Source organism: Paraburkholderia sp. SECH2 (assembly GCF_030464795.1).
GTDB classification, from domain to species: Bacteria; Pseudomonadota; Gammaproteobacteria; order Burkholderiales; family Burkholderiaceae; genus Paraburkholderia; species Paraburkholderia aspalathi.
In genome coordinates this window covers 148,581-173,302 of sequence record NZ_JALPRH010000016.1, presented here as the reverse complement: position 1 = coordinate 173,302, position 24,722 = coordinate 148,581, and the positions used below count along the sequence as shown (strand labels likewise).

Genomic DNA, 24,722 nt, shown 5'->3' with positions numbered 1-24,722 from the left:
CACGCCGATGATAGTGCGGATTCCCGTGTGAAAGTAGGTAATCGTCAGGCTCCCCAGCAAGTCCAGAAACCCCACCCCACAAAGGTGGGGTTTCTGCGTTTACGGCACGAAACGCAGAGGCAGAACGAGTCTTCTGCCTCCAGTCGAGTCATCACGACGACGATGCCATGCTCGCGCCGGGACTTCTCCAGTTCCTCCCGATCAAACAGACTGCCGCTATCTGGCGAGCCATTGATGCCATTGTCAATGGCACGCCATTTCGTTATCCGCGCTACTACCTTGCTCAGGCGCGGCCAGTTATTCAGCTAGAAATCTGCGTCAGTGCGCAGCGACGTCCCCACCATCAATGCTGGCCGCACGAACAGGCACCGCGTCATCGGTTGCATCCATCTGACCAACTTCCGCAAGTAACGCCTCGTCGCGTGCAATCACCTTCGGCAGATGCGTGCGTAGGAACTCAACCCACGTCCGCGTCTTCGCATCGACGAACTTGCGTGACGGATACAGCGCGTACACATTCATCTTCTGCAGCGTATATTCAGGCAGCACGCGGACTAACGTCCCGTCACGCAGCCCGGCAATCGCCGCATAGAGCGGCACCATACCAATGCCCATTCCCTCGCGAATCGCGACGATCAGCGATTCCGCAATATTCACTTGCACGGGTCCGTTCACTTCCATCATCTCGCTGCCGTTGGGGCCATCGAGCACCCATTCGTACGCCGGAAATGCTGGTGTGTGCAAGATCAGGCACTCGTGATGCGCGAGGTCGCTAGGCTTCTGCGGCGCGCCATGAGCGCGCACGTAAGCAGGCGATGCGCACAAGATGCTGAAAGTTGTACCAAGCGGGAGCGAAACGAGGTCAGAATTCGGCAGAGTCGAGGCGCCGATAACAGCGACATCGGCGCTGCCTTCGAACAGGTCGGGCATGCGCTGCGACAACGTCAATTCAACGGTCACTTCGGGATAAAGCGCGCGATACCGGGAGATGGCCGGCAGCACGTAATGCTGGCCGATACTGGCAAAGCTGTGCATCCGCAAAGCGCCGGCAGGGCGTTCGTGGGCGCAGCTTGCTTCTTCTTCCGCCGTGTCGACATCTGCAAGGATCTGCTGAGAGCGTTTCAGGTAACGCTCCCCCGCTGTGGTGAGCGCGAGCCTGCGTGTCGACCGGTTCAATAAGCGCGTACGCAGATGCGCTTCGAGTTCGGAGACCGCACGCGACATCGCGCCAGTCGTCGAATTGAGCGACTGCGCGGCGGCGGTAAAACTACCGGCTTCAACCACGCGCACGAACACTCGCATATTTTGTAGCGTATCCATCGATCCTTCTATTTCACGGCAGAAGCCGTATTGTCCGCCTGTCCCGCAAGCCCATTGTTGTTCATTCTGGAAGGGACGTTCCGCGCCCGTCCTATTAATACGCGCAGCGCATGCTCTTACAATCGGCGCCTTGCCTGCTGGTGTGCGCAGCGTTCACCGGGGTTTCTTTTAGCGACAAACCGGGACGCGTTGCTTTCTGATGATGAGACGCCAACATGCGATCAAGTCCACGGTGGATCCTCGCCGGCAGTGGCGCGTCATATTGCCGGCGCTCAGTCCGGCCGTTCGCGACTGGGCGAACAGCGACGGTCTGATCTGGCTGCATCTGCTGAAAACGGTCACTGCGGGTTTGCTGGCGCTGGGCATTGCCATGTTGCTGGATCTCCAGCAGCCGCGAATCGCGATGACCACGGTGTTCGTGCTCATGCAGCCGTTCAGTGGGATGGTGCTCGCCAAGAGTTTCTACCGTATTCTCGGCACCGCGGTGGGGACGGTCGCTGCCCTGGTGCTCGGCGCGCTGTTCGTCCAGCAGCCCGAGTTGTACATGCTTGGCATGATCGGCTGGGTGAGCGTCTGTATCGCGGCAGCGGTCCGGTATCGGCATTTCAGATGGTATGGCTTTGTGCTGGCAGGTTATACCGCCACTCTGATCGGTATTCCGAATGTCACGGCGCCGCACGACCTGTTTCTGGCCGCGCTCACACGCGCGGCTGAGGTGGCGGTCGGTATCGTGTGCTCGAGCGCAGTCAGCGCGCTGTTCGTGCCGCAGCGTTCCAGCCTTGCACTGCGGCGCGCGCTTCATCTTCGATATGCAAATTTTACTGCGTTCGCTGCTGACGTGCTGGGGCGCGGAATCGACCGTTGCCAATTTGAGCGGCGCTTTGCGGACCTCGTCGACGAGATCGTCGGCTTTGAAGCGACGCGAACATTTGCTGCCTTCGAGGATCCGGCCATGCGTTCGCGCAGTCAGCATCTCGGTCGTCTGAACGGCGAGTTTATGGACGCATGTGCACGGCTGCATGCGCTGCACCAGTTGCTCAAACGTCTGCACGTAAGCGGCCCGAGCGGGAAGGTCGATGCCATCACGCCGTACTTCAGCGAGCTGTCGGCACTGTTGGCATCCACCGGGTCTGCAGATGCAGATGCCGATGCAGCGCACGTAGCCGCTGGTTTGCGGCTCTTTCAGGCGAGCTTGCCAAGACGCGTGCGCGAAACGAGACGGCCACTGGAAGCCGCCCCCGCCGAATCGCTAGCGGACTTCGACACAGCCACGGAACTGCTATATCGATTTGTCGATGAATGGATCCGCTACTCAGAGACTTACGCGTCTTTGGCGCGGCACAAACCGGGAGCCGGGCAGCGTACTGCCGGCTGCTACGTGAGCAGAACGAACGGCTTTGTGGTCGCGTTTACCTTTGCCAGGTCGGCGGCGGCGATGGCGATCGTCAGCTGGTTCTGGATTGCCACGGACTGGCCGAGTGGTGGTCTCGCAGTGATCGGCGCGGCGCTGGTTTGTGCGTTGACGTCGACCACGCCGAACGCATCGAAAATGGCCGTGCAGATGGCAGTCGGTGCAGTGCTGGCGACTATGACCGGCTACCTTTTTACGTGCGACGTGTATCCGAATATCGACGGCTTTCCGCTGCTTTGCGCAACGCTCGCTCCGGTGCTTGCACTCGGCGCCTTCATCGCATCGCGCAAACTCTCGGCGGGGTATGGCATCGGTTTCTCGGTGTTCTTCTGCCTGCTTGCCGGACCGGACAACGTCGTCACGTATGCGCCCGATATGCTGATCAACAACGGTATCGCGATCACGGCGTCGCTATTGCTCGCAGCGATCGTTTTCTCAGTGGTGTTCCCCGCGAACATGCCGTGGCTCACGGAGAGAATCAAGGGCGATTTGCGCGCGCAAGTCGTGTCTGCGTGCAAGGACGAACTGCCCGGACTCAATCAGCGCTTTCAGTCGAGCACTCACGATCTGGCCTCGCAGTTACGCATGCTGCTGACGCGGCGCTCCCGACGCCGTGACGCGTTGCGCTGGATGCTCGTCACCCTTGAAGTAGGGCACGCCGTGATCGATCTGCGCAACGAAGTGGCGCGTGCGGGCTACGTGCAGGCCCTTCATCCGCACTGGAACAGCGGTCTCACCCGAACTTGCGACGACCTCGCGCGGCTCTTTGCGCGACCGGACGTGCGTGCTCTCGAGCGCGCGCTCGTATCCGTGCGCTCGGCCACGTGGATCGCGCAGGACCTGCTGGAAACCGTCCACGCCGACCGCGGCCAGCGACACGATCTGCAACGCATCCTGAGTTGCCTGCATTTCATCCGCACGGCGTTGCTCGACGAAGACGCGCCTTTCAATACGCGTTGACCCGTGCGTCGGATCGGGCGTGCGCCTCGATCCTTCTGCCAGATGGAAAGGTCCCTTCTGTCCAGCCCCGTTTATCTGTGTAGGTGGCAGTCATATAGTTTCTTCACCGCCGCGCAGTCCCCAAAAGGGACTCCCTGTGGGACGGAATCGTAAGAACTGGAGAACGAAATGAATGTGTTGAAGATTGCCCTGATTGCCTGCACTTTGTCCGCTGCTGTCGCTCATGCACAGACGGCGCCTGCCACCCAGGAAGAACAGGTCGCACAGGCGAATGCACCGCGCGCGAACAGCGTCGCTGAGCAACGCCGCGTCGCAGTACCGAAGGCCAAAGCTGAAGAGTGCGTAGGGCCCGTGAGTTTCTGCAATATTTTCTTCGGCAGCTAAGCAGCGCCGCGCGCAACACCAGCAGTACCTGTAAGACCTGTCGCGAGAATGTTGCACGCGACGAAGCGCCTGGCCGCGACGCCGTCCCATCGAGACGCCGCGGCTGGTGCGACAAACTGGCTACTGAGCGAAGCACACCGCAGACGTGCGCACCGGTAGACTGGACGGGTGAATATGGAGAGACTCAATTTCATGTACCAGGACCGGATTCGTTGCTCCGCGTTGCGCGGAAAAATCACTTCAGCCGCCGAGGCGGCGCTTCTGATTCAGGACGGCATGCGCGTCGGCGCCAGCGGCTTTACGCGCGCGGGCGACGCCAAAGCTGTTCCGGTCGCACTTGCCGAGCGGGTCCGTCAGGAAGGCAAGCCGCTACAAATTACATTGATGACCGGCGCATCGCTCGGTCATGACGTGGATCGCATGCTCACTGAGGCGCATGTATTGGCGCGCCGCTTGCCGTTTCAGGTCGACAAGACTCTGCGCGATGCGATCAACCGCGGCGAAGTCATGTTCGTCGATCAGCATCTGTCCGAAACCGTCGAGATGCTGCGCGCGAATCAGCTCGGCAAACTTGACGTTGCCATTATCGAAGCCACCGCGATCACCGAAACCGGCGGCATTGTGCCGACCACTTCAGTCGGCAACTCGGCCAGCTTCGCGATCCTCGCCGACAAGGTCATCGTCGAAATCAATCTCGCCCAGCCGCTCGCCCTCGAGGGACTGCACGACATCTGGATTCCGGGCCGCAGGCCGAATCGCGAACCACTGCCGATCGTGCGCCCGCAAGACCGCATCGGAACGCATGCCATCGAAATTCCGCCAGAGAAAATCGCGGCGATTGTGATCACTGACAAGGCGGACAGTCCGTCCACGGTGTTGCCCGCGGATGCGGAAACCGAACTGATTGCGCGCCATCTGATTGAATTTTTCCGGCACGAAGTGGCATCTGGGCGCATGCCCCCGCAATTGCCGCCGTTGCAGGCTGGCATCGGCACGATTGCCAATGCGGTGCTGGCCGGTTTCGTCGATTCGCCTTTCGGCGCCTTCGAAATTTACTCAGAAGTACTGCAGGATTCGACCTTCGATCTAATGGACGCCGGCAAGGTGACGTTCGCCTCGGGTGCGTCGATCACGTTGTCGGCCGCGCGTCAGGCGCAAGTGTTCGGTGAACTCGAGCGCTATCGCGATCGTTTGGTGCTGCGCCCGCAGGAGGTCAGCAACCATCCTGAAGTGATTCGCCGGCTCGGTCTGATCGCGTTGAATACCGCATTGGAATTCGACATATACGGCAATGTGAATTCCACGCACGTCGGCGGCACGCACATGATGAACGGCATTGGCGGCTCGGGCGATTTCGCGCGCAATGCGTCATGTGCGATCTTTGCGACGAAGTCGATGGCGAAGGGCGGCCGTATTTCGAGTGTGGTGCCGATGGTGCCGCACTGCGACCACAACGAGCACGATGTGGACGTGGTGGTGACGGAGCAGGGTCTGGCCGATCTGCGCGGATTGGCGCCGCGGGAACGCGCTACGCTGATCATCGAAAACTGCGCGCATCCGCTCTATCGCGATCTGCTTCGCGACTACTATCGGGATGCCTTGCAATGGGGTGGACAAACGCCGCATCGGTTGGACCAGGCTTTCACCTGGCATACGCGGCTGCGTGATACCGGCTCGATGTTGCCGGCAGTAGAGGCGCCTCTCTAAATACTAAATAAAACCGGCGTCAGGTGGCATTCGCTCCCGACGCCGTAAGACATCAGGTGCTGCGCTCAGGTGCCGCGCCGGACGAGCCGGATAAGAAACAGCAGAATAACGGCGCCGATCACAGCGGTAATGATCGAACCGATCCAGCCGCCGCCGAGCGAAATGTGCAACACACCGGCAAGCCAGCCACCGATGAATGCGCCGACAATCCCGACGATGATGTCGACGATCAGACCGAAGCCGCCGCCCTTGACGAGCACGCCGGCCAGCCAGCCGGCGATCGCGCCGATGATGAGCCATGCAATGATGCCGTGTTCCATATTCGAGACTCCATGGTTGAGTGTGAAAAAATCACGGTGACAGAGCTTAGTCGAAGGTTATGGGACAGTCCATATTCAGGACGCGGAATTAACATTGTCTGAATCTATTGCAAGCTAAGTGTAGACGATGCGCGCGAATATGGGGGAGCTTACACACGGCGACTCACTCCGGCGTCGGCTCCGCATCTTTAGCCGTCCAGCTCACGCTCGATACGCTCTTTTCCATGCTGATGCGGCTCGCCATCTGTTCGAGCTTCGGCTGATCTTTCGGATGCAGCTTCAATGTTGCGGTAACGCGAATGCGTCCCGTATCGTCTTCGAGGTCTTCGCTCGTCAGGCTCTGGAACGACAGCGGTGTCGAATACATTGAGTTGGACACCGCGGTGCGAATGTGAATTTCATCGGCCTCCCGGCAAACGATCGTCAGCACATACTCGCGCACGAGGTCGGCGTCCGAAACGGGCGCCGCGTTGATGGCACGGCTCACTTCACGCAGCACCGTATTGGTCAGCAATACGACCGCGGTACCGGCGAGGGCCGGGCCGTAGTGCCCCGCACCGCACAATACGCCGACCGCCGCCGAGCACCACAAGGTCGCGGCGGTGTTGATTCCCTGAATGGAGCCCTTGTCGCGCATGATCACGCCGCCGCCGAGAAAGCCGACGCCGGAGACGACATACGCGGCAATCTGGGTGATACCGGCGGTGCCGTTGCCGGTCAGCACGCCGAGCGTGACGAACAGGCACGCACCGCTGGCGACCAGTGTGATGGTGCGAAGGCCGGCGTTGCGCTGGCGCATCTGCCGCTCGAGGCCGATCGCGACCCCGCAACTGAAGGCGGCAAAGAGCCGCAAGACGAATTCAATTGTCATCGTTAAGAAAGGTTGAGGCGCGTGTTCGCACAGTGTGAACCCTACGCGTGACAGCATCACGTATCCGCAGGGGAAGCGCGAACGCGATCAGGCGTGACAAGGCATGCGAGCCGGGGCTCGGGACGCAAAAGTCATGGAGCGTGCGCAACGCATCGGGCCATGCGGCGCTTCACTGGCAGCAAGAGGGTAAAAGCGACGTGCACCGTCGGGCCCGAAGGCAAGACGGCGACAGGGCAAAGGCTGACGCGGAAATCTTGCCGATCAGGCGATCGGGCGAATCGAAGCTCGACTGGTACTACTGCTACTGTCCAAGATCGTGATTCCGGTTAAATGAACTGGGCGAATTTTAGGCAGCTCTGCAAAGTTAAGTCAAGCCGGGATGAGGCAGGGTGGCGGAATGCGTTGTGCGTCACTTGCTGAATCTTCCTCGGTAAGATCAGAATTTTCCTCGCATAAATACGGACTCCGAATATTGACGAGGTCCATCCCGGAAAACACACTGTTCGAACACTTCGAAACACGTGGTGTGGTTCTGGTGCTCAATCCGCGTTTCACTTCCAAGGATTTCGCCTAGATTTTTTCGGTTGCCCTTGTGCGGTACTTTGCGCATCCGATCTGCACCACGTCGTCTCTTTTCCGCTGTTCACCCAATTGAGGAATGTATGAAAGAAAAAGCTTTCGGCGTTATTGCCGGCGCATTGATTGCTGCGGCTCCGCTCGTGTCGTTCGCCGCCGGTTTGCCCGCGCCGTTTGAAGGCAGCAGCACGCTGCAGGCGGATGGTGTCGTGAAGTCGATCGATCAGGCAAAACAATCGGTGACCGTGCTCGATGCACAGGGTGGCGAGGCTTCATTCAACATCACCGATACGAGCAACCTCGCGCAGATCAAGCAGGGTGGCAAGGTCCACATCCGGATGATGCGCAACGCCATGGTCAGCGTAACGCGCGGTGCTGACGGCCACGGCGCGGCTGTTCAGCCGGTACAGCAGAACACCGTGCAGAACGTGACCGCCGAAGTTCAGGCGATTGATCATGCCTCCGGCATCATGGCCCTGAAGGGCCCGAATGGCACGGTGTTCCATATCCAGGGCCGCGAGCCGGCAAAGGTCGCCGGCGTGACGCCGGGTATGCAGGTGTCGGTGGCGTACGCGCCGCAGGTCAGCGTGGCCGTCGCGCCTGCTCAGTAACGCAAACTGGCCGAAATAGTGCGCCAGTGCCGAAATGCGGATGTCCTTTGCGGACGTCCGCGTTTTTCTTTTGCGATGCAAGCCAGTATGACTTCTATGTGGCGTTATTCGGCACTCCAGCCCAGTGCCCTAGTCGGGCTCGCCCGGCACGAGGCGCAATCGTGTGATCTCAGAGGGGGCCCCCAGGCGCTTCGGCGGTCCCCAATAGCCGGTGCCGCGACTCGTGTAGACCCACAGGCCGTTCAGCCGTGCGAGACCAGCCGTGAATGGCTGCTGCAAACGCACAAAGAAATTCCATGGGAAAAACTGACCGCCATGTGTGTGACCGGATAGCTGCAGTGTGAAACCTGCTGCTGCGGCGGCTTCTGCAGAGCGCGGCTGGTGTGCGAGCAGTACTTTGATCAGCACATCGCCAGGCGCGCCTGCGAGGGCCGCAACCGGGTCGCTACGATGCAATGGATCATGATGGCCCGCTGAGAAATCGGTCACCCCGGCAATCACGGCGCGCGCGCCGTCGTGGTCCACGATCACATGCTCGTTAAGCAGAACGGTTAAGCCCAGGCGCCGGAATTCATCGATCCAGGCGTTCGCCCCAGCGTAATACTCGTGATTGCCGGTCACGAGGAACGCGCCGTGACGCGCACTGAGTCGCGACAGGGGCTGTGTGTGTCTGGTCAATTGCGGCACGCTGCCGTCCACCACATCGCCGGTGACGGCAATCAGATCCGGCTTCAGACGATTCACCGCGTCGACGATCGCGTCCACATAACGGCCTTTGATGGTCGGGCCGACGTGGATATCGCTGATCTGGACGATCGTGAAACCGTCGAGTGCCGGCGGCAGATCGTCGATCGGCACCTCGATCGTCACGACCTTGGCGCGGCGCCGTGCGTTGAACAGACCGACGAGTGTCGAGAGCAGCGCAAGCAGTGGTACCGCGGCAGCCGAGCCGACGCGCCAGTGCGCGATTGCGATCGTGTTCGGCCAGATTGCATCGACGGTGAGCAGTGAGGCGAGCGCCAGGTCGCGCGCGAACGTCAGAACCAGTAGCGAGGAGAAGAAGCCCATCGCCAGCAGGCCGACCCACGCGAGGCGGTCGCTGAGCGGCTGCTGTTTGATGGTGCGCGCCAGCATGCCGAGCGGGATCAGAAAGATCGACAGCACCAGCCACAACGCGCACAGCCACCGGCCGGTGACGCTGACCGGCATGTCGGGAATCAGTCGAAAACCGACGTAGATATGCAGCAGGATCCCAATCAGGATGAAGCGAACAAGAAACGATGAGCGGCGCATAGAGAGGATAGGGGCGGGAAGGGGCCGGCACGAGCGGAGCAACGGCGGCGGCTCGCCAACCGCAAGCATGAAATAGCGGACGAGCCGGATCATTCTACCGGCATGTGCAACCCCTTGCCGACGGCGCCAGAATTGCTTCTTGGGTTGGCCGACCAAGTCCGTGTTTGATGCAGCAAGCGGATACCGCAACGCAGCAATTCTCGTTGTCGCATGCCGTTGTCTGAACTGCAGCGACGCTCTAATTAAATGGGCTTTGAATTGTGTTTCGCGTGCACTATTCTCAAATAGAACCGGCTTGTCTAAGGGCCATCGCGGCCCAGCGGCGGTTCGTTTTGTCCTCGGTTGAGGGTGAGGCAGGAGGCGCATCATGAAACTGCTTGGATCGGGCCATCACGTACGCCACGGACTTCATGGACATCACGTCGGACGAGAGGGCAGCCACGTCATGCTGCCGCTGGTGGGCATATCGCTGATGGCGCTCGCGTTGTACTTCGGCGTGCGCGACATCGACTTCTCCGAACTGGGCAAAAACGCGCTATTCGACGTTGTGATGGTATGCGTTGCACTCGGCATCGCAGGGCTGTTCGGCGTCGTCGGCGCGTGGTTACGTTCGGGTGGCGACGACGCCGATGAAGGCTTTTGCTTTATCGGTGCGGTGATCGGCGCAGTGGTGTTCTACGTGGCGCTCCTCAGATAAACGCACCGGCGGCCTGAGGGCTGTCAGACGATCTGGGCGGCTTCGTCGAAGGAGAAGCGCGGGCTGCGTGGGAACAGCTTCGACGGGTCGCCATAGCCCAGATTGATCAGGAAGTTCGCCTTCACGGTTGTGCCGACGAAGAAGGCCTCGTCGACTTTGGCGGCGTCGAAGCCCGACATTGGACCCGTGTCCAGACCGAGCGCGCGCGCGGCGAGAATCAGATAGCCGCCTTGCAGCGTCGAATTGCGAAAGGCCGTATCCGCAATCGCCTTGTCGTTGCCGGCGAACCAGCTGCGCGCGTCGGCATGCGGAAACAGTTTCGGCAGATGTTCGTAAAACGCCATATCCATCCCGACGATCACCGTGACCGGCGCCGCCATCGTCTTCTCGAGATTGCCCGCCGACAAAGCTGGGCGCAGCTTTTCTTTGCCTTCGGGCGTTTTCACATAGACGAAGCGGCCGGGGCTCGAATTGGCCGAGGTCGGACCAAGCAGCACGAGCTCGGTGAGTTGCTTGAGCACGGCATCGTCGACTGCTTTAGCCTGCCAGCCGTTATGCGTGCGCGCTTCGCGAAAGAGCTGATCGAGAGCCTGATCGGGAAGAATCATGGTGGTAGCCTCTTGAAGTAGTGGAGTTAGAAATCCGGATGACAGCGCAAGCCACAGGCGTGAGCGTTGTCGTCATTGCCGCCATAATAGCCAAGGTTCTAATTCGCGCATGTATCGCACGCGCAATCGCATTCAGGCAATTTCATGGTGGACCTTTTCGATGACCTTCCAGCGCCCGACGTGGACTGGTATCCCGAGTGGCTCGCGCCCGAGGCCGCGGCGCACGCTTTAACACAACTCATCGACGAAGTGGAGTGGCGTCAGGACATGATGGGCACGCCAGCCGGGCGCGTGCCGCTGCCGCGGCTGACGGCCTGGCAGGGTGAGCAGGATGCAGTCTACGTTTACTCCGGCATTCGCAACGTGCCACAACCGTGGACCCCGACTGTCACCGAACTTCGGATCGCCGCGGAAGTAGCTTGCCACGCGCGCTTTAACAGCGTGTTGATCAACCGCTACCGCAGCGGCACTGACAGCATGGGATGGCACGCGGATCGCGAGCCTGAGCTCGGCGCCCAGCCGGTGATTGCGTCGATCAGCTTAGGCGTCGCGCGCACTTTCGACTTGCGGCACAACAAGACAGGCGCCGTGCAGTCGTTTTCGTTGAAAGGCGGCAGTTTGCTAGTCATGAAGGGCAACACGCAGGCCGACTGGCGGCATCGCGTGCCGAAGGAGCCGCGCGTGGCCGGCGAGCGGATCAATCTGACGTTTCGCTGGGTGACGCCGCGCGGGGCAACTCGCTAACTTGCGGGGTAGCCGTTAGCTGCGCCGCTTCTGGTCCGAAAGCCCGGAACCCCCAAAGCCCCTGCACCCACTCGCTGCCAGGCCCGAAGCCGCATCGAGCACTTAAGCGCATAAAAAGCATCGCCAACGCCACGTTCAGTCATCGCCGATGTTCGAGCGAACCCCGCAGCATTGCCCACGTCCACGGCTACTGCCGATACCGCCCGCTATACCAGAATTGGTATCGCCGACGCGAATCATATGATTGGACGGTTAACGCCCCAGACACTACGCTACATCACGATCCACGCACCGTGAGGGCCGCAAACATCGGACGGGTTCGATGGATCGCCGACACAACAACGATCAGGAGACAGTCATGGCGAATACACGACGCGCCGCATGTCGTGCGTTGGGCGCGCTCGCGCTTTGCTCGAGCATCGGCGCACTGGCGCTGACAGCGCCGGGCGCATACGCGCAGGACAAACAGATCACCCTCGGCTTCGCCCAGGTCGGCGCCGAAAGCGCATGGCGAACCGCCAATACCGAATCGGTGAAGTCCGCGGCGGCGGATGCGAAGATCAAGCTCAAATTCTCCGACGCCCAGCAAAAGCAGGAAAACCAGATCAAGGCGATCCGCTCCTACATTGCGCAGAAAGTCGACGTGATCGCGTTCTCGCCGGTTGTCGAATCCGGCTGGGAGCCGGTGCTGCGCGAAGCTAAAGCCGCAAAAATTCCTGTGATCCTGACGGACCGCAACATCGACGTAAAAGACACGTCGTTGTACGTGACGATGATCGGCTCGGACTTCATGGAAGAGGGCCGGCGCGGCGGTCATTGGTTGGCCGATCACTATAAGAATGATCCGGGCCCGATCAACATCGCGGAACTGCAGGGAACGGTCGGCTCGGCGCCGGCCAACGACCGGCATTCAGGCCTGATCGAAGTGATCAAGAGCGATCCCAAATTCAAGATCATTGCGTCGCAAAGCGGCGACTTCACACTTGCCGGCGGCAAGCAGGTGATGGAAGCATTTATAAAAACTTATGGAAATAAAATAAATGTAGTTTATGCGCATAACGACGATATGGCGCTCGGTGCCATCCAGGCGATGGAAGAGGCCGGCATGCATCCGGGCAAGGACATCACCGTTGTCTCGTTCGATGCAACCAAGGGCGGCTTCCAGGCGATGGCCGCGGGCAAGATGAATGTCGATGTGGAGTGCAGTCCGCTGCTGGGGCCGCAACTGATGTCGGCGGTCAAGGACGTGGTGGCCGGCAAGCCGCTGCCCAAGCGCATCTTGACGGAAGAGACGGTCTTCCCGATGAGCGTCGCGGCGCAGACTTTGCCGACGCGCAAGTACTGAGGCGGAGTGTGATGGCTAATTGATTAGCCATCCATACGATAGAGGCAGAACATAAGCGAAGTACGGACAGATCGTACGGGTTTCTCCAGTGGTGCCTGACCGCCTGACTGCTTCGGCAGCGGGCGGTCTCTTTTCCGCCGAATCAGGTCGCGCCGAACCGAGCCAGCCTGAGCCCATCCGACCAATGCACCGCCGATCGAGCGAGGTCTATGACGCATCCCGCATCGGAACCCAATCCGCCGGCCATGAAGGCCGTCACAGGCGACGCTCGCGACGGCGCCGCCGCGAATGCACTCGAACCCATTCTGGCCACTACCGGCGTCAGCAAGACGTTCCCGGGCGTGAAAGCGCTGCAACAGGTCGACTTTCGCCTGTTCCCCGGCGAGATTCACACGCTGATGGGGCAGAACGGCGCCGGCAAATCCACCCTGATCAACGTATTGACCGGTGTAGTCGCGCCTGACGCCGGCACGATCCGCTTGGGTGGCGAGATCGTCGCGTTCGCGTCGCCGCAGGAAGCGGAAGCGGCCGGCGTGCGCACGCTGTATCAGGAAGTGAACCTGTGCCCGAACCTGTCGGTGGCGGAGAACATCTTTGCGGGCCGGCAGCCGAAGCGTTTTGGCGCGATCGACTGGCCCGACATCAAGCGGCGCGCGCAGGCAGCGCTTGCCCGTCTCGACGTGACGCTCGACGTCACCCGGTCGCTCGACGCCTATCCGATCGCCGTGCAGCAGATGGTGGCGATCGCGAGGGCGCTGTCAGTCGACGCCCGTGTGCTGATCCTCGACGAGCCGACCTCGAGTCTCGACGACGGCGAAGTCGCACAGCTTTTCAAAATACTTCGGCATCTTAAACAATCGGGAATCGCCATTCTGTTTGTTACGCATTTTATCGAGCAGACCTATGCCATCTCCGATCGCATCACGGTAATGCGCAACGGCGAGCGTGAAGGCGAATATTTCGCACGTGATTTGCCGGCCGATCAACTGGTCGCGAAGATGGTCGGCCATGAGCGCATGAGCGCGCGCTTGCGCGAGGCGGCACATGACGGCCACGCTGTTCAGGAAGGGCCAGAGAGCAAGGACGCGGTTCAGCCGTTCGTCGAGTTGCGCGGCGTCGGAAGGCGCGGCACGTTGCAGCCGATCGACCTCGACGTGCAGCCGGGCCAGATCCTGGGCCTGGCCGGCCTGCTAGGCTCGGGCCGCACGGAGACCGCCCGGCTGTTGTTCGGAGCAGATCGCGCCGACAGCGGCACGATCCTGATCGAAGGCCGGCCTGTGCGGCTGCGTTCGCCCCGGGATGCGGTGCGCCACGGCATCGGCTATTGCGCGGAGGACCGCAAGAAAGAGGGCATCGTCGCCGAATTGTCGATCCGCGAGAACATTCTGCTGGCGCTGCAGGCGCGACGCGGCTGGCTGCGCAAGATCAAGCGGCATCGCGCGCAGGAAATCGCGGACATGTGGATCGAACGCCTCGGCATCAAGGCAGCGGACGCCGAACAACCGATCGGGCTGCTCTCCGGCGGCAACCAGCAGAAAGCGCTGCTCGCGCGCTGGCTCGCCACGAATCCCAAACTCCTGATTCTCGACGAGCCCACTCGCGGCATTGACGTCGCCGCCAAGTTCGACATCATGGACCGCTTGCTAGCGCTGTGCGCGAACGGTCTGAGCATCCTGTTCATTTCGTCGGAGATCAGCGAGGTGCTGCGTGTGAGTCATCGCGTGGCGGTGCTGCGCGACCGTCGCAAGATCGCTGAAGTGGCCGGCAAGGCTTCGAATGAAGACAACATTTATCGACTCATCGCGGGGAGCGGCGAATGAAGCTATCGAACTGGTTCGTGCGCGATGGGGCTGAGCGCCCGTTGATCTGGCCGTGCGTCACGCTGGTGCTCCTGTGCGCCCTGAACCTCCTGGTGAATCCAAATTTTCTTTCTTTGAGGATGCTCGACGGCCATCTGTTCGGCGCGCCGATCGACGTGTTGAATCGCGCTGCGCCACTGGTGCTGGTTGCGACCGGCATGACGCTCGTGATTGCCACGCGCGGCATTGATATTTCGGTTGGCGCGGTGGTCGCGATCGCCGGCGCCGCAGCGGCCACGATACTCGCGACGCAAGCCGCGCCGAGCGCCGCATTGATCGCACAGGCCCTGGTCGCGGCGCTGATCGTCGGTGTGTTGAGCGGCATGTGGAACGGGTTGCTGGTGTCATTCGTCGGCATGCAGCCGATCATCGCAACCTTGATCCTGATGGTCGCCGGCCGTGGCATTGCGCAATTGCTGACGGCAGGGCAGATCATTCCGATCGGCGCAGCGGGCTATTTGTTCGTCGGCGGTGGGTATTGGCTTGGCGTGCCGTGTTCGGTGTGGATCGCAAGCGTTGCGGTGCTGGCCACCGCGGGGCTCGTTGAAGGCACCGCGCTCGGGCTCTTCATTCGCGCGATCGGCGTCAATCCGGTGGCGACGCGTCTCGTCGGCCTGCGCTCGAAAGCACTGGTATTCGCGGTGTACGGCTTCTCGGGATTGACCGCCGCGATGGCGGGCATCCTCATCAGCTCGAACGTGCGCAGCGCCGATGGCAATAACGCGGGCCTGCTGCTCGAACTCGACGCGATTCTGGCGGTGACGCTCGGCGGCACATCGCTGCTCGGCGGCCGCTTCAGTCTTGCCGGCACCGTGCTGGGTGCGTTGATCATCCAGACGCTGACCTATACGACTTATTCGATCGGCGTGCCGCCGGAAGCGACGCTCGTCGTCAAGGCGGCCGTGGTGCTGGCGGTGAGCGTGATCCAGTCGCCCTCGGCGCGCTCGCTCGCCATGTCGCTCTTCAGGCAGCGCGGGGTGGCGCGATGAGACGACTCCTCGAGGCCTGGGCTCATATCGTCGATCCGCGCACCTTACCGATCGCCGTCACTGTCCTGCTGTTTTGCGCGCTGTTCGGTTTCGGCTCGGTGATGTACACCGGCTTTTTCTCGTGGCAAGTGCTGCTCGATCTGCTGGTCGATAACGCCTTCCTGCTGATTGTCGCAATCGGTATGACGTTTGTGATCGTGTCCGGCGGGATCGATCTGTCAGTCGGCTCGGTGGTGGCGCTGACCACCATCGTCGAAGCGGTGTTGTCCGAACACATGCATCTGTCGGTCTGGGTGATCGTGCCGATCGTGTTGCTGATGGGCACGGTGTTCGGCGCGGTACAGGGTGCGCTGATTCACTTTTTCCGTTTGCAGGCGTTCATCGTTACGCTGGCCGGCATGTTTTTCGCGCGTGGCTTGTGCTTTCTGATCACGACGCAGTCGATCACCATCAACGATCCGACGTTCCAGAAGATTTCCGCGTTTCGGCTCAACATCGGCGTCGGTTCGGTGACGGCCAATGTGTTGATCGCCCTCGTCACGCTTGCCGCGGCGATCTATGTCGCGCATTTCACGCGTTTTGGCCGCAACGTGTATGCGATTGGTGGCAATCCGCGCTCGGCGTTGCTGATGGGCTTGCCGGTCGCGCACACGCGGATCGGTGTGTATGCGCTGAGTGGGTTCTGTTCGGCGCTCGGCGGCGCGGTGTTCACGTTCTACGTGCTATCGGGTTATGGCCTGCAAGGGCAGGGTATGGAGCTCGACGCGATCGCGGCGACGGTGATCGGCGGAACCTTGCTGACGGGTGGTGTCGGCTATGTGATCGGTTCGCTGTTCGGCGTCGGCATTCTGGGGACGATCCAGGCGCTGATTACCTTCGACGGCACGCTTAGTTCATGGTGGACCCGCATCGTAATCGGTGCGTTGCTGTGCGCGTTCTGTCTGCTGCAACGGCTGATTGAGCGGCATGCGAAATCGGTGGGGCGTCCGGGTGGCACCGGTGCTGTTGTGACGCCAGGCCGTGAGCACGGTCGCGGCGATGCACCAGCGACGTCCGATTCCCACGTGATCGGACGCGCCCCAGAGCAGGCGTTATAGCGCGGCTTAGGTGCTGAGTTCACGCCCGCGGGTTTCCGGCAACGTCAGCGCGGCGAGGATCACGATACCGTAAGCCGCGGCGGCGAATACGCCGATCGCGTGACCAAGCGTCATGGTCTGCGAGACGTAGCCGATCAGGAACGGAAACGTCGCGCCGACCGCCCGCCCGATGTTGTAGCAGAAGCCCTGGCCGGAGCCTCGAATGCGCGTCGGGAACAGCTCGGTGAGGAACGCGCCCATCCCCGAGAAAATGCCGGACGCGCAAAAGCCAAGCGGGAAGCCGAGAACGAGCATCGTGAGGTTATCGAGCGGCAGTTGCGTGTAGATCAATGCGATCGCACACGAGGCCAGCGCGAACGTGATGAACGCGCGCTTGCGGCCGATCTTGTCGCTGACGTAAGCGCCCGTCAGATAGCCGCAGTACGAGCCGACGATCACCACGCCAAGATAGCTGCCGGTGCCGATCACGCTCAGATGCCGCTCGGTCTTCAGATACGTCGGCAGCCAGGTAGTCACCGCGTAGTAGCCGCCTTGCACGCCGGTCGCGAGAATGGACGCACGCAGCGTCGTCCAGACGATATCGCGGCGGAAGATGTCGAGCAGCGAGGGACGCGTTTGTGCCGCGGCTTGCGCTTCTTTCTGCTGCCGATGCACCTCCGGCTCTTCAACGAAGCGGCGAATCCAGATCACGAATGGTGCCGGCGCAATACCGATCGCGAACAGCACGCGCCACGCGTAATCGGCCGGTATCCATGAAAACACGGCCATGAACAGCAGCGTCGACACGCCCCAGCCGATCGCCCAGCCTGCCTGTACGAGACCCACCGCCTTGCCGCGGTCACGCGGACGGATCACTTCGCCGATCAGCACCGCGCCCGCCGTCCATTCGCCGCCGAAGCCGAGCCCCATCAGTCCACGCGCCCACAGCAACTGCGAGAAGTTCTGTGCCAGCGCGCAAGCCAGTGTAAAAACCGCGAACCAGAGAATCGTGATCTGTAAGGTCTTCACCCGGCCGATGCGATCCGACAGCACACCGGCCGCCCAGCCGCCGAGCGCGGAACTCAGCAGCGTGACCGTCCCGATGAGACCCGCATCGCCGCGCGTAATACCCCATGTCGCGATCAGCGTCGGAATCACGAAGCTCAGGAATTGCGTATCCATTGCGTCGAGCACGTAGCCGATCTTGCAGCTCCAGAACGCACGCTTCTCGCTAACGGAAATCTGCTGATACCACGCAAACGGGTTTTTACCTGTGCCGGGCGCGCTGTAGCGCTCGGCGTCTGCGGTCAACTGCGCTTCGGTTTTCATAGCTGGGCTCCGGTCGTAGTCAGTGGCCGCGTCTTGGTGCGCGGCTTGGGGTGGGACAACTCAAATAACGCCGCGGCTAGAGCATCGCCAGCGTGGTGTTGGGAATGTCGGTGACGAGCATGTGTCCCGGCTTGTGCGCGATTGCAAACGGCAAACGCGCGCTTTCTATCGCGGCTTGCGGTGTGACGCCACAGGCCCAGAACACCGGTAACTCGTCGCTACGCACCTCGACTGCGTCGCCGAAATCGGGCCGCGTAATGTCGCGAATGCCGATCAGCGCGGGATCGCCGATGTGAACCGGCGCGCCATGTACCGCGGGAAAACGGCTGGTGATCTGGATGGCGCGGATTGCGTCGGCGGCTTTCATCGGTCGCATTGAGACCACGCGATTGCCGCCGAACACCCCTGCAGCCACGTTGCGTTCCCGCGTGCGATACATCGGTACATTGACCTGCTGTTCGATATGACGCAGCGGAATACCTTCACGCCGCAACATTTCTTCGAACGAAAACGAGCAGCCGATCGCGAACACCACCAGATCGTCGCGCCACAGTTCGTCGAGGCTGCACACCTCTTCGGCACGTTCGCCGTGGCGGTACACATAAAACGCGGGGACGTCGTTGCGTATGTCGAGATCGGCGCCGAGCGATGGGACACGCCATTCGCCGGGTTCGCCGATGCCGAGCAACGGGCAAGCTTTTGGATTGAGCGTGCAGAAGCGCAGGAAGTCGTCGGCGTATTGCCGGGGCAGGATCGCGAGATTGGCTTGCGCATAGTCGCCGCAGTAGCCTGCGGTCGGCCCGGAAAGACGGCGGCTGCGAATCTGCTGACGAAACTCGGATGGCGTGTAGGACATGAACGGCTTGACTCCAGCTAGGTCCGGGTGACCGATGGGAGCCAGATTAGTAACGCCAAAAATATCCTTCCAGCGAGTTATTCTTGTGTTTCGTTAAATTAAACTTAACAGCGTCGTCGGCGATTTTGCGGCGATGATCGAGTCTTTCGGGTCGCTGTTGGGAGAGCTAATGCAATGAATACCCGCTTTGTCGAAACGTTTCTGACGCTCGCTCGTCTAGGCAGTTTTCGCGCGACCGCCGCTGCCATGCACGCCACGCCCGCCGCGATTTCGCTACGCATCAAAACGCTCGAAGCCGAGTTAGGCGTCGAGTTGATCGAGCGCGACGCCACCGAGTTCCAGCTCACGGCGCATGGCGAGCGGCTGCTCGCGCATGCGCGCTCGGTGGTGCAGGCCACGCGCTCGCTGCAACTGGCCGCACAGGACGAAACCCAGGTGACGAAGCGGCTTCGGCTCGGCGTCATCGAAACGGTGGTGCATAGCTGGCTGCCGGACTACATCCGGATGCTGAACGTCGAGTACAAGCGCATCGTCGTCGACCTGACCGTCGACTCGAGCGCCGTGCTTGGGCCTCGTTTGCGTGCGGGCGAATTGGATCTCGTCATTCAGGTGGAGGAAACCGGCGAGCAGGAAGCGTCGATCGTTTCAAGTTTGCTGGCGAGCTATCCGGTGCGCTGGATCGCGCGCAACGATCTGATTCCGGCGAGTCGCGCGAAACACGTGCAGACGGTACTGCAGAAACCCGTGCTGACGTTCGGCCGTGGCACCGCGCCGCAAGTCGCCGTGCAGGCGATCGTGGAGATGCTCGCGAAGCGCGCCGGCGTGCCGCTTGCGGATACTCAGGTGACCTGTATGCCATCGGTTGCGGTGATCGTGAAACTGTTGCGCGATGGCTATGGCGTTGCGGCGGTGCCGGCGCTGTTCGTCGAGCCGTTTCTGAGCAGCGGCGAACTGGGGCAATTGCAGGTGCGTCCGCTGCCGCCGCCGATCGACGTTGCGATGATCTACCGCGACGACGCCGACGTTGGCGTGCTAGCGGCATCACGCGTTGCACGCAACGCGTGTGATCAGTATGCGAAGGCGATGGGGCGGCAGTTGATTGAGAGGCGGTGAGGCGGGGCTCGAGTCGGCCGAATGGCCGCGTCTTAAAGTCCATCCATGCTGAGTCGCCTACGCGCCGTGGCGACCAGCTTGTCGAACGAAAAGGCACTTGCGGCAAGCGCGGTGGTATCCGGAAAGTTATCGCGCGCAATGTCCGTCAACACCTGGCCCGGCGGCGCTTCGATCAGCACGCGGGCGCCCATTTCCTGCATCACGGTGAGCGCATCGAACCAGCGTACGGTGTGACGCATATTGGTCGCGAGATCGTCGCGAATGGCCTCTGCTGTGTACAGCGGGCGGCCGCCGCGATTGCCGATATAGGTAGCCTGTGGCGTCTGGAAAGGGACGTCTTTTGCGTACGCAACGAGTTCGTCCGTGGCATGTGCGAGCAGTTCGCAATGTGACGGCACGCTTACCGCAAGACGGACGGCTTTGCGTGCGCCTGCCGCCAAAGCGCGTTCAATGAAGGTGTCCAGCGCGCTATTCGCACCCGCCATGACGATCTGACGTGGCGCATTGACATTGCCAACGTAGACACGTTGATTGCCCGCATCCGCGTGTTGCGTGGCGAGTGTCTCCAGTTGGTGCTCGGTCAAACCCGACACGGCCGCGAGACCGTAGCCGGATGGGTACGCCGTCTCCATCAACTCGGCGCGTTTGCGAACCATCTTTAACGCGTCGCCAAAGTGAATCGCGCCGCAACTGACCGCCGCCGCGTACGCGCCCACCGACAAACCCGCGCTGATCTCCGGCAAGAGCTTTTCCTCTGCCAGTGCCCGCGTGATCGCCACGCCCGCGACTGTCAAACCGATCTGAACGGCTACGGTTGAGCGCAGGGCGTCTGGCGTGTCGAGGGTGAGTACGTCGATGTCGAGCACCTGAGACGCTTCTTCGAGTGTGCCGGTCACGGCGTGATGCTGCGGCAGGCGGTGCAGAAATCCGTCCGACTGCGCGCCCTGGCCGGGAAACAGAAGGGCCAGCATCAGGGATTGCCGTGAACGGGCGCCCACGGATCGCTAACCAGCTGCGGCCCGCGAGCATGGCGCGCCATTACACGTGCCTTGTCCGCTGCCCACTCGGCCAGCGCAACGCCGCCTGCGGGCGTTTCCAGTTGCACATCCACACGAATGCCGGCGCGTTGCGCGGTCGCTTGAAGATAGTCCAGCAACTGAATGGCGGCGTGACGCGGAAGTTTATCCGGCGCGCGAATCAGCAGATCGAGATCGCTCGAGAACGTGACCGTGGGAGTCTGCGTTGCCAGCTCAAAACCTGCGCTGCCGGTTGGGCCCCAATCGAATCCGACCAATGCACCGGCCGTGTCGCGTCGTAGTGCAGCAAGGGTCGCGAAAGTCGGCAACGCATTGCGCGACGCAAGCGGGCTGCGTCGCGCCAACGCTTCCGGCGGCACGGCGATTTCAATATCGTCCCGGTGCACCCACGTGCCGTAACGCTGCGATCGCTCCGTACCGCGCAAGCCGATCGCCACGAAGCCGTCAGCGGCCAGTGCGCGTCGCACAACCGCATACGGCGCGCGCTCGAAAGCCCGACGAACCCATGCCGGCTCGCCGTCAAACTGTGGCAAGCGGTGCAAGCGCAGCAGATCATGCGGCTGCCAGCGCGCGTCGAACGACAGCGCGTGATCGGCTGCAAACGGCGGCGCTGCGCAGACCTGCATTACACGGCATCCCATTGTTCGGCGAGACGCCGCCGCACTTCGATCGACGCCGCGCGATTCTTTTGAGCCGCAGCCGATTCCAGGCGATGCGACAGATCGCGGCCGCCAGCGCGCGCGCTGCGGATCTGTTCGGTCAACACCTGACGCACGCGCTCGATTTGCGCGGCATCGGGCGCGTCGGCGTCGATGCCTTCGATCAACTGATCGAGCAGGCCAAGCTTGGCGAACGACGCCATCGAGTAGGACATCGGCACAATGGTTTCGCCGAGCGCGTCGAGTGCTTCGACGGTGCGCCGCGTAACGCGTGCGGCTGCTTCCTTGCCCATTGCATGAACCATCGTGCCCGGCGCGTCGAGTGCGACGATCCGGTTGGCCTGATAGCCGTGCGCGAGGAACGCGCCCGACATAGCCGGCCCGACGATCAGCGCGATCACGGGATGCCCGGCATCGCGCGCCGATGCATACGCATCGACCGCGGCGGCGCAGGCGAGGTGAACGCCGAGCATCTCTTCGCGGTAACCGTACGCCTGGCTTTTCACATCGACGATCGCGACGATCGGGCGGCGCGTACCGCTCACTTTGTCCTGCGCGATGACCTCGCGTACAGCGCGTGCGAGCAGCCAGCCTTGTTCGAGACCGACGACGTTATCGGTCGCACGCGGAAAGCGATTGTCGGGGTCGGGGACGACCGCAATGAAGTGCGCGGTCTCGCCGCCGAGCGACGCGTCGCCGCTCCATACGGGCGCTTTACCGGACGTTTCACCGGCAAGTGCGTGGAACCAGCGTGCGCCGCGGCTGAGGGTGGCATCGCTCATGCCTGCTCCTTGCGCGCGTTGTTCTGCGCATGTGGGTTGTACACGTCACGCATCGTTTCCGGCGTCACGCTGGCCGGGTCGATTCGCGCGAGACGGTTGAGAAAGACGTCGACCTGTTCGCTGCGATGTGCAGCCGGCAGCCCTTGAATGAACGCGGACTGCACGGCGGCGCGCACCGCGTCGGCATCGTCGTCGACCAGTTGATCGGCGAGCGCGGTCGCATCCCGTTGTTCGCCGCCAATCAGTTGCCACACGCGGCGTCGATCGCTCGCGTCGAGTTCTTCGATACCGGCTTCCTGTTCGATCACTTCGGGGCCGTTCATGCCGAGCCGTCCCTGCTTCGTCACGACCAGATACGAGCACAAGGCCGCCGCGAGCGACATACCGCCAAAGCAGCCAACCATCCCCGCAATCACGCCGACCACCGGCACATACCGCCGCAACGCGACGATCGCGGCCTGAATCTCGGCAATCACAGCGAGGCCGAGGTTAGCTTCCTGCAACCGCACGCCACCGGTTTCGAACAGCACGACAGGGCGGACGATCTTGCCGCGTTCGCAGTCGCGCAAGGCCATGTCGAGCGCGGCGGCGATCTTGCTGCCCGACACTTCGCCGATGCTGCCGCCCTGGAACGCGGACTCGATGGCAGCGACCACGGCCGGCTCGCCGTCGATGGTGCCGCGCGCGATCACACAGCCGTCATCCGCCTGGCAGACGACACCTTGCAGCGGCAGCCACGGCGATTCGATCTTGTCGAATGGTCCAAGCAGTTCGCGGAACGTGCCGGCGTCGAGCAGCGAGCGGGCGCGTTCGCGAGCGGACAGTTCGATAAAGCTTTCGCGCAGCATCGGCGCGGGGTGTGCGGTGGCGACAGTGCTCATGCGGCGTCTCCCTGTTCCGCCGCTTCAATGGCCTCCGCGAGCCGCAGCGCGACGACGCCCGGTGTCGCACCGAAGTCGTTGATTTCGATTTGCGCTGCGCCGTCGTAGCGCGTGAAGAAGCGGTCGAGCACGCTCTTCCAGATGTGGCTGTAGCCGTCGACGCTGGTTCGCACGACCACATGCGCGCTCAGGGCAGCGCTTTTTTCTGACGGCGACAGCAATACTTCCAGATCGCCCGAACCGACCACGCCGACATGCGCGCGGGTCGTGACGGCGCGTTGCGCCGGATAGTCGAAGGTCAGATGTTCCATGAGGCTGAGCTCCCGCCGGCGTCGCGATGCGCCAGCATATCGAGAAAGAGGGTGGCGGCGAGCAGATCGGCTGCGCCGCCAGGGGATGCATTGAGTGACAGCAAAGCGTGTTCGAGTGCCACGAGGGCGGCGTGCCCATCCGGCGTCGAACTCCCACCGGCTTGCAGGATGCGGCGCGCGCCGTGTTGCGCGGCGTGCAAACCGGGCAAACCCGCGCGATGCAGCAGACAGGTGTCGTCGAGCGACACCATGATCGAGAGCAGGGCGTCGATGCGCGCGGCGTTTTCGTCGACGCCTCTGGCCCGCGCTGCGAGTAGAGCGGGCAGGCCGATCTCGATGACATGCGGGAAACCGTCTTGTGCTTCACGACGTGCTCCGCCGACCTGATAGCGCTGCCGCGCACGCTCGCCGTGACTATCGGCGGGGGCGGCGAAACGATCGGGGAAACAGGCAGTTTGTGCGGCGAGCATGCAGACATACGACGCGTTCAGACGCGTGGCGCTGCCTGACATCGAAGCACCGGCCACCAGCAGGCCGACGATCCAGATTGCACCGCGATGCGCGTTACTGCCGCCGGTGGCGTGCAGCATGTCCTGCTCGCCGGCGCGGCCGATTTGCGCGAGTTCCGCACGCAATAGCGCGGACGGTTCAGCGCGGCGGCGCGCTGTGCGTGCGAGCGCTGCGAAGGTCGGTTCAAGCGCGTGCGCCGAGCGCAGCATGGTGGCGAGATCGAGGTCGCGATGCGCGCCGCTGCCGCGCCGGTCGACCAGCGCGGGTTTCGGCGTGAGCTGTGCTTCTTCGATGAGTGCGGACACCGCGAAGCGCGCGAGCTGCACATCGGATGGTGCTGCCCGTACCCTAAGCGCCGGCCTTTCTACCGTCCCTGTACTTCTCTCAGTCAGCACGGCAGCACGGGACGCGAGTTCCGCCTTCGCCTCCGGCATGGCGTCGGCCTCGCACTCGAGCAAAACAGCGGGCGCCAT

At 62.1% G+C, this 24,722-nt stretch carries 24 protein-coding genes; 11 read left to right on the top strand and 13 right to left on the bottom strand.

Translation table 11 applies throughout. The features are described 5' to 3' along the window. Positions 1-318: 318 nt before the first annotated feature. Complete coding sequence (locus M0D66_RS24665; protein WP_266211787.1) at positions 319-1,320, bottom strand: LysR family transcriptional regulator; 1,002 nt, start codon at positions 1,318-1,320, stop codon at positions 319-321. A 202-nt stretch (positions 1,321-1,522) separates the two neighbouring features. Here M0D66_RS24665 and M0D66_RS24660 point away from each other — a divergent pair, with 202 nt between their 5' ends. The 3 genes from M0D66_RS24660 (at position 1,523) to M0D66_RS24650 (ending at position 5,782) form a co-directional block, all read left to right on the top strand. Further along, positions 1,523-3,691 carry an FUSC family protein gene (locus M0D66_RS24660; RefSeq protein WP_266211795.1) on the top strand — a complete coding sequence of 723 codons (2,169 nt, stop codon included), beginning with the start codon at positions 1,523-1,525 and terminating at the stop codon, positions 3,689-3,691. A 168-nt stretch (positions 3,692-3,859) separates the two neighbouring features. Next, positions 3,860-4,075 carry a hypothetical protein gene (locus M0D66_RS24655; protein ID WP_200622978.1) on the top strand — a complete coding sequence of 72 codons (216 nt, stop codon included), beginning with the start codon at positions 3,860-3,862 and terminating at the stop codon, positions 4,073-4,075. Between the two features lie 192 nt (positions 4,076-4,267). Then, positions 4,268-5,782: an acetyl-CoA hydrolase/transferase family protein gene (locus M0D66_RS24650; RefSeq protein ID WP_266211794.1), complete on the top strand. Its 1,515-nt coding sequence runs from the start codon at positions 4,268-4,270 to the stop codon at positions 5,780-5,782. Between the two features lie 65 nt (positions 5,783-5,847). Here the strand turns inward: M0D66_RS24650 and M0D66_RS24645 are convergent, their stop codons facing one another. Next, positions 5,848-6,102: a GlsB/YeaQ/YmgE family stress response membrane protein gene (locus M0D66_RS24645; RefSeq protein ID WP_028197420.1), complete on the bottom strand. Its 255-nt coding sequence runs from the start codon at positions 6,100-6,102 to the stop codon at positions 5,848-5,850. A 163-nt stretch (positions 6,103-6,265) separates the two neighbouring features. After that, on the bottom strand, positions 6,266-6,973 hold the full coding sequence (locus tag M0D66_RS24640) for an MgtC/SapB family protein (RefSeq protein WP_093647540.1): 708 nt from the start codon (positions 6,971-6,973) through the stop codon (positions 6,266-6,268). Between the two features lie 662 nt (positions 6,974-7,635). Between M0D66_RS24640 and M0D66_RS24635 the strand changes: the two genes are divergently transcribed. After that, on the top strand, positions 7,636-8,160 hold the full coding sequence (locus tag M0D66_RS24635) for a hypothetical protein (RefSeq protein WP_266211784.1): 525 nt from the start codon (positions 7,636-7,638) through the stop codon (positions 8,158-8,160). 129 nt (positions 8,161-8,289) lie between these two features. On the opposite strand, the gene M0D66_RS24630 is transcribed toward M0D66_RS24635, so the two are convergent. Next, positions 8,290-9,453 (bottom strand): metallophosphoesterase, encoded by a 1,164-nt coding sequence (locus M0D66_RS24630; RefSeq protein ID WP_266211793.1) that lies wholly within the window; start codon positions 9,451-9,453, stop codon positions 8,290-8,292. A 367-nt stretch (positions 9,454-9,820) separates the two neighbouring features. On the opposite strand from M0D66_RS24630, the gene M0D66_RS24625 reads away from it, so the two are divergent. Beyond that, positions 9,821-10,150: a hypothetical protein gene (locus M0D66_RS24625; RefSeq protein ID WP_093647496.1), complete on the top strand. Its 330-nt coding sequence runs from the start codon at positions 9,821-9,823 to the stop codon at positions 10,148-10,150. Positions 10,151-10,173: 23 nt separating this feature from the next. Here M0D66_RS24625 and M0D66_RS24620 read toward each other — a convergent pair whose 3' ends face one another. Further along, positions 10,174-10,758 carry a malonic semialdehyde reductase gene (locus M0D66_RS24620; RefSeq protein ID WP_266211782.1) on the bottom strand — a complete coding sequence of 195 codons (585 nt, stop codon included), beginning with the start codon at positions 10,756-10,758 and terminating at the stop codon, positions 10,174-10,176. Positions 10,759-10,902: 144 nt separating this feature from the next. Here M0D66_RS24620 and M0D66_RS24615 point away from each other — a divergent pair, with 144 nt between their 5' ends. The 5 genes from M0D66_RS24615 to yjfF all read left to right on the top strand — a co-directional run bounded on the left by M0D66_RS24615 (position 10,903) and on the right by yjfF (position 16,792). Continuing rightward, positions 10,903-11,502 carry an alpha-ketoglutarate-dependent dioxygenase AlkB gene (locus M0D66_RS24615; protein WP_266211780.1) on the top strand — a complete coding sequence of 200 codons (600 nt, stop codon included), beginning with the start codon at positions 10,903-10,905 and terminating at the stop codon, positions 11,500-11,502. A gap of 358 nt (positions 11,503-11,860) precedes the next feature. Further along, complete coding sequence (locus M0D66_RS24610) at positions 11,861-12,847, top strand: ABC transporter substrate-binding protein (protein WP_154565790.1); 987 nt, start codon at positions 11,861-11,863, stop codon at positions 12,845-12,847. 209 nt (positions 12,848-13,056) lie between these two features. After that, positions 13,057-14,667 carry a sugar ABC transporter ATP-binding protein gene (locus tag M0D66_RS24605; RefSeq protein WP_266211778.1) on the top strand — a complete coding sequence of 537 codons (1,611 nt, stop codon included), beginning with the start codon at positions 13,057-13,059 and terminating at the stop codon, positions 14,665-14,667. Continuing rightward, positions 14,664-15,695: an ABC transporter permease gene (locus M0D66_RS24600; protein WP_256457854.1), complete on the top strand. Its 1,032-nt coding sequence runs from the start codon at positions 14,664-14,666 to the stop codon at positions 15,693-15,695. Before M0D66_RS24605 ends, M0D66_RS24600 begins: the two co-directional genes overlap by 4 nt. Further along, the gene (gene yjfF, locus M0D66_RS24595) at positions 15,692-16,792 is read left to right on the top strand and encodes a galactofuranose ABC transporter, permease protein YjfF (RefSeq protein WP_200620824.1); all 1,101 of its coding nucleotides are present in this window, start codon (positions 15,692-15,694) and stop codon (positions 16,790-16,792) included. The genes M0D66_RS24600 and yjfF overlap by 4 nt, the downstream gene beginning before the upstream one ends. 6 nt (positions 16,793-16,798) lie before the next feature. On the opposite strand, the gene M0D66_RS24590 is transcribed toward yjfF, so the two are convergent. Continuing rightward, the gene (locus M0D66_RS24590; RefSeq protein WP_200653398.1) at positions 16,799-18,100 is read right to left on the bottom strand and encodes an MFS transporter; all 1,302 of its coding nucleotides are present in this window, start codon (positions 18,098-18,100) and stop codon (positions 16,799-16,801) included. A gap of 76 nt (positions 18,101-18,176) precedes the next feature. Continuing rightward, entirely contained in the window at positions 18,177-18,956 is a 780-nt protein-coding gene (locus M0D66_RS24585) for a putative hydro-lyase (protein ID WP_200653399.1), read from the bottom strand. Between the two features lie 174 nt (positions 18,957-19,130). On the opposite strand from M0D66_RS24585, the gene M0D66_RS24580 reads away from it, so the two are divergent. Beyond that, positions 19,131-20,069 (top strand): LysR family transcriptional regulator, encoded by a 939-nt coding sequence (locus M0D66_RS24580; RefSeq protein ID WP_200620821.1) that lies wholly within the window; start codon positions 19,131-19,133, stop codon positions 20,067-20,069. 32 nt (positions 20,070-20,101) lie between these two features. Here the strand turns inward: M0D66_RS24580 and mdcH are convergent, their stop codons facing one another. The 6 genes from mdcH to M0D66_RS24550 are packed head-to-tail and all read right to left on the bottom strand — an operon-like array spanning position 20,102 to position 24,722. Beyond that, positions 20,102-21,040: a malonate decarboxylase subunit epsilon gene (mdcH, locus tag M0D66_RS24575; protein ID WP_266211776.1), complete on the bottom strand. Its 939-nt coding sequence runs from the start codon at positions 21,038-21,040 to the stop codon at positions 20,102-20,104. Next, entirely contained in the window at positions 21,040-21,732 is a 693-nt protein-coding gene (locus M0D66_RS24570) for a malonate decarboxylase holo-ACP synthase (protein WP_200620819.1), read from the bottom strand. The genes mdcH and M0D66_RS24570 overlap by 1 nt, the downstream gene beginning before the upstream one ends. Beyond that, positions 21,732-22,547 carry a biotin-independent malonate decarboxylase subunit gamma gene (gene mdcE / locus M0D66_RS24565; protein WP_200620818.1) on the bottom strand — a complete coding sequence of 272 codons (816 nt, stop codon included), beginning with the start codon at positions 22,545-22,547 and terminating at the stop codon, positions 21,732-21,734. The genes M0D66_RS24570 and mdcE overlap by 1 nt, the downstream gene beginning before the upstream one ends. Then, on the bottom strand, positions 22,544-23,428 hold the full coding sequence (locus tag M0D66_RS24560) for a biotin-independent malonate decarboxylase subunit beta (RefSeq protein WP_266211774.1): 885 nt from the start codon (positions 23,426-23,428) through the stop codon (positions 22,544-22,546). Before M0D66_RS24560 ends, mdcE begins: the two co-directional genes overlap by 4 nt. Then, the gene (locus M0D66_RS24555; RefSeq protein ID WP_093647522.1) at positions 23,425-23,739 is read right to left on the bottom strand and encodes a malonate decarboxylase subunit delta; all 315 of its coding nucleotides are present in this window, start codon (positions 23,737-23,739) and stop codon (positions 23,425-23,427) included. Before M0D66_RS24555 ends, M0D66_RS24560 begins: the two co-directional genes overlap by 4 nt. After that, positions 23,727-24,722 (bottom strand): triphosphoribosyl-dephospho-CoA synthase, encoded by a 996-nt coding sequence (locus tag M0D66_RS24550; RefSeq protein ID WP_266211773.1) that lies wholly within the window; start codon positions 24,720-24,722, stop codon positions 23,727-23,729. The genes M0D66_RS24555 and M0D66_RS24550 overlap by 13 nt, the downstream gene beginning before the upstream one ends.

Coding starts and splice junctions, on each gene's coding strand:
- M0D66_RS24665 (WP_266211787.1), bottom strand. CDS start 1,320: ATGGATACGCTACAAAATATGCGAGTGTTCGTGCGCGTGGTTGAAGCC.
- M0D66_RS24660 (WP_266211795.1), top strand. CDS start 1,523: ATGAGACGCCAACATGCGATCAAGTCCACGGTGGATCCTCGCCGGCAG.
- M0D66_RS24655 (WP_200622978.1), top strand. CDS start 3,860: ATGAATGTGTTGAAGATTGCCCTGATTGCCTGCACTTTGTCCGCTGCT.
- M0D66_RS24650 (WP_266211794.1), top strand. CDS start 4,268: ATGTACCAGGACCGGATTCGTTGCTCCGCGTTGCGCGGAAAAATCACT.
- M0D66_RS24645 (WP_028197420.1), bottom strand. CDS start 6,102: ATGGAACACGGCATCATTGCATGGCTCATCATCGGCGCGATCGCCGGC.
- M0D66_RS24640 (WP_093647540.1), bottom strand. CDS start 6,973: ATGACAATTGAATTCGTCTTGCGGCTCTTTGCCGCCTTCAGTTGCGGG.
- M0D66_RS24635 (WP_266211784.1), top strand. CDS start 7,636: ATGAAAGAAAAAGCTTTCGGCGTTATTGCCGGCGCATTGATTGCTGCG.
- M0D66_RS24630 (WP_266211793.1), bottom strand. CDS start 9,453: ATGCGCCGCTCATCGTTTCTTGTTCGCTTCATCCTGATTGGGATCCTG.
- M0D66_RS24625 (WP_093647496.1), top strand. CDS start 9,821: ATGAAACTGCTTGGATCGGGCCATCACGTACGCCACGGACTTCATGGA.
- M0D66_RS24620 (WP_266211782.1), bottom strand. CDS start 10,758: ATGATTCTTCCCGATCAGGCTCTCGATCAGCTCTTTCGCGAAGCGCGC.
- M0D66_RS24615 (WP_266211780.1), top strand. CDS start 10,903: ATGGTGGACCTTTTCGATGACCTTCCAGCGCCCGACGTGGACTGGTAT.
- M0D66_RS24610 (WP_154565790.1), top strand. CDS start 11,861: ATGGCGAATACACGACGCGCCGCATGTCGTGCGTTGGGCGCGCTCGCG.
- M0D66_RS24605 (WP_266211778.1), top strand. CDS start 13,057: ATGACGCATCCCGCATCGGAACCCAATCCGCCGGCCATGAAGGCCGTC.
- M0D66_RS24600 (WP_256457854.1), top strand. CDS start 14,664: ATGAAGCTATCGAACTGGTTCGTGCGCGATGGGGCTGAGCGCCCGTTG.
- yjfF (WP_200620824.1), top strand. CDS start 15,692: ATGAGACGACTCCTCGAGGCCTGGGCTCATATCGTCGATCCGCGCACC.
- M0D66_RS24590 (WP_200653398.1), bottom strand. CDS start 18,100: ATGAAAACCGAAGCGCAGTTGACCGCAGACGCCGAGCGCTACAGCGCG.
- M0D66_RS24585 (WP_200653399.1), bottom strand. CDS start 18,956: ATGTCCTACACGCCATCCGAGTTTCGTCAGCAGATTCGCAGCCGCCGT.
- M0D66_RS24580 (WP_200620821.1), top strand. CDS start 19,131: ATGAATACCCGCTTTGTCGAAACGTTTCTGACGCTCGCTCGTCTAGGC.
- mdcH (WP_266211776.1), bottom strand. CDS start 21,040: ATGCTGGCCCTTCTGTTTCCCGGCCAGGGCGCGCAGTCGGACGGATTT.
- M0D66_RS24570 (WP_200620819.1), bottom strand. CDS start 21,732: ATGCAGGTCTGCGCAGCGCCGCCGTTTGCAGCCGATCACGCGCTGTCG.
- mdcE (WP_200620818.1), bottom strand. CDS start 22,547: ATGAGCGATGCCACCCTCAGCCGCGGCGCACGCTGGTTCCACGCACTT.
- M0D66_RS24560 (WP_266211774.1), bottom strand. CDS start 23,428: ATGAGCACTGTCGCCACCGCACACCCCGCGCCGATGCTGCGCGAAAGC.
- M0D66_RS24555 (WP_093647522.1), bottom strand. CDS start 23,739: ATGGAACATCTGACCTTCGACTATCCGGCGCAACGCGCCGTCACGACC.
- M0D66_RS24550 (WP_266211773.1), bottom strand. CDS start 24,722: ATGGCGCCCGCTGTTTTGCTCGAGTGCGAGGCCGACGCCATGCCGGAG.